Source organism: Thalassolituus alkanivorans (genome assembly GCF_020447205.1).
GTDB classification, from domain to species: domain Bacteria; phylum Pseudomonadota; class Gammaproteobacteria; order Pseudomonadales; family Oceanobacteraceae; genus Venatoribacter; species Venatoribacter alkanivorans.
This window is the reverse complement of sequence record NZ_JAJAEL010000025.1, coordinates 1-3,230: the sequence shown is the minus strand read 5'-3', so window position 1 is coordinate 3,230 and position 3,230 is coordinate 1. Positions and strand designations below refer to the sequence as shown.

The following is a 3,230-nucleotide window of genomic DNA, read 5'->3' as shown; positions in this document are numbered from 1 at the left end:
CGCGCCATAATGGCCTGATTACCAGTTTGGCCAAGCGGCGCAATATAGATGATTTTTCCCTCTGCGATATGGGTCGAATCGAGACTGAGAATGCGAACTTTCTGCCCTGATTGAACCTGAGCAACATCCTTTGGAAAAATCGACAGCTCTACCCAGACCGTGGAAAAATCCTTCAGCTCCAATAGCGGGGCATCGCTGGTTTGTTCGCCAGGGTTAGCGTTGCGCTGTGTAATAACGCCATTGAGTGCCGAAACTATCGAATAGGTTTTCAGGCTTTCGTTGGCTTCTACGGTCAACAGGGTTTCGCCCTTACGAACCGGATCACCAACACTTTTTTTAACTTCCCGAATAACACCGTCAAAGCGTGCGGTCACTGATTGTACGCGCTCTGCGTTGGTGGCGACGACGCCGTATACCGGCAATACATCGCGGATGGTGCCAGAAGTCACGGTTGCCAGCGAAATGCCCGAATGTTGTATCTGCTGCTGAGTCAGTTCAATGTGGCCTTCTTCGCCGTGCTCTGCTTCCTCTCCGCGACCTGTTTCGGCAAGCGCTTGCCCGGATAGCAGCGCGATAAGGAAGCAACAGCCAAGAAGATGGGTGATGGGTTTGTTAAAATGAGTTTTTAATTTCATCGTGATGATCCTGAAAATGTGTTGTCTTCGCCATACTGAGTCAAGGCCAGGGGCTCTGCTGTCAGTTGCTCAATTTCTGCGCCATAGGTTAAAGCGGCTGCCGCCGCTTCGATCTGGGTACGCCTGGCGCTCAATAATTCCTGCCGCGCGCTGACATAGTCGAGATACCCGTAGCGACCGCGTTGATAGGCCACCTGAGTGTCTACCAGAGCCTGCTCAAGGGCGGGAATGATGGCGGTGCGCAGTGCCTCTACCGCGACAATGGCTTGTTTGCGGTTGTGAAAAGCCCGGAACAGTTGCGTGTGAAGATCCAGCAGCATTACATCGCGCTCTGCCAACACCTGATTCTTTTCGGCCAACGCGGTCGAAACGGCGCCGACATTTCGCTTGCCGGAAAACAACGGCATGCTGAAACCCGCTACCAATGCGGTGTCATCGGTCTCCTGCAAGCGACGAACCCCCACCGACCAACTGATATCGGCACTGGATTGGGTTTGAGCAAGGCGTATTTCTGCTTCTTTGAGGCGGGACTCTGCTGCGAATACTTCTATCGCAGGATTTTTTTCAACTTTGGCGTACAACAGGTCGAATGCCACGTCCTCGCCAAACTGGAATAGATCACCTTCCACTTTGTCAAAGTCCGGTGAGGTTACCCCCCACAGGGCAGACAACGACACTTTCAAATAAGCAAGCCGTTGCTGCTCCGAAAGCAAAGCGAGCTTCGCTTGCTCGGCAGCGGCCTGTGCCCGTTTGACTTCCGCCTCGGGTGTCGCTCCCGCCGTAGCCCGCTTTTTCACAATGCGTAAGCTCTCGCTCGCCAACTGGGCGGCCTCGCCAGCCAGGGTGACCTGCTCCTGTGCCGCTAGCACATCGACGTAACGGCGGGTGACTTCGCCCAATAAGGCCAAGGATTCCACCTGTCGGCTGGCATTGAGCACCGACCGACTGTGGGAGATTACGCCTTGCCGTGCCGCGCGCTTATCCCCCATTTCGATGACCGAAGACAGCGCAATGGTGAGTTCAGCACCACCTGCGCCGCTGAAGTCCCCAGTGCCCCCGACATTTTCAGCGTCAAATCCCAGCTCATACGCCGGTCTTAACCCGGCTGTTTCGGCCTGCCCTTGAAGGGCTGCGTAGCGGTAGGGAAAAACTTTCAAAGACGGGTTTTGTGACAGGGAGCGCTGCACCGCATTGGTCAGCGTGATCGTTGAGTCCCCAGGCTCGGCGCTAAGCCCCGACGAAGAAATGAAAAATAATAAACTGAACAGAATACATCGGCTTTTGATATTCCTCCGCCCCAAAGCGCCAGAACCCGGCGCAGTACGTATTGATAGCATATGGTAGATCCTACTTATTTAAGATAATTCAAACCGCGCGTTGCAACGATAACGGCAACACAGAAAAAACATAATCGGTAAAATCAGGCGATTGGAGGGCGGTACAGCGACGAGGATGGGGCCTCGGGAATGAGGGCTTGAGAGTCGTTATGCAACGAATGTTTATGCAAAAAGTTTGGGTGAGTCAGGTTACCGGATAAATAGACATGGCAATGGCAGCCATGGTGATGGCAATGAAACAGGCAGTCAGTGGACATATTCTGATCAGTGGGATCAGTAGCGGTCGAGCTATCCAGTACTCCCGATGATGAGCCATCGATGAAATCAGAGGAATAAGGGGCTGTATCCGAATAATTAATGGGATGCACGTCAGCCATAGCTGTCACTGATTGCAGTGCAATCAAGAGTAACAGCAGATAAGACAGTGCTTTTCGACTCATAAACCGAACATAACCCCAATGAAATGGAATAAACTGCGAAGCAGTCCACCCTTGATTACGGATTCAATCCCCGATTGTCCCAGCGCCTTTCGTTTACCTGTTATCCGCTTATCAAAGCGAGCCAGGTCGAGGATTTTTATTGGCGAGTTATCAAAAAAAGACCATTGCTTGTTGTTCATATTGTGCTCGGCTCAGGACTTGAGCTGCAAGATACGGCGCGCACCATTCAACACAATCAAACCGATGATAAGGCCAATCACCAAGTCTGGATAACGTGAGCCCGTCCAGGCCACCAATCCACCGGCAAGGATCACCCCTAGATTGGCAATCACGTCATTGGCGGAGAAAATCCAGCTGGCTTTCATATGGGCGCCGCTATCCCGGCTTTTGGCAATCAACAGCAGACAGGTCACATTGGCCGCCAAGGCAACAAGCCCGAAGCTCATCATCAAAGTGGAAACCGGTTCACTACCCAATACTAATCGCCTTACCACCTCGCCCAAAGCGCCCAAGGCGAGAATGATCTGAAGCCAACCGGAAAAATGGGCTGCACGCAACTTCATCCGCACACTGTGCCCTACGGCATACAGCGCCACGCCGTAGACGGCGGCATCAGCAAACATATCCAGGGAGTCCGCAATCAAACCAGTGGATTGCGCCCACCAGCCGACAGTAATTTCAATGACAAACATGATGCCATTGATTGCCAGTAGCCACTTGAGAATGCCAGCTTCTCTTTCTGCCTCCTGTTTTGCAGACGCCTGCGCACGGGCGATGGACTCGCTGGCGACGGGCATTGTACTGACAAGTCTCGCGCC

General features: G+C 52.9%; 3 protein-coding genes. All 3 read right to left on the bottom strand.

The annotated features are described in order from the left end of the window. On the bottom strand, positions 1-635 hold a 635-nt coding region (locus LGT44_RS09710), incomplete at its 3' end, for an efflux RND transporter periplasmic adaptor subunit (protein ID WP_230333586.1). Further along, entirely contained in the window at positions 632-1,972 is a 1,341-nt protein-coding gene (locus LGT44_RS09705; protein WP_230332372.1) for a TolC family protein, read from the bottom strand. The genes LGT44_RS09705 and LGT44_RS09710, both read right to left, overlap by 4 nt. Positions 1,973-2,603: 631 nt before the next feature. Next, positions 2,604-3,230 (bottom strand): cation transporter (locus LGT44_RS09700; RefSeq protein ID WP_230333584.1); only part of this gene is annotated, 627 nt, incomplete at its 5' end.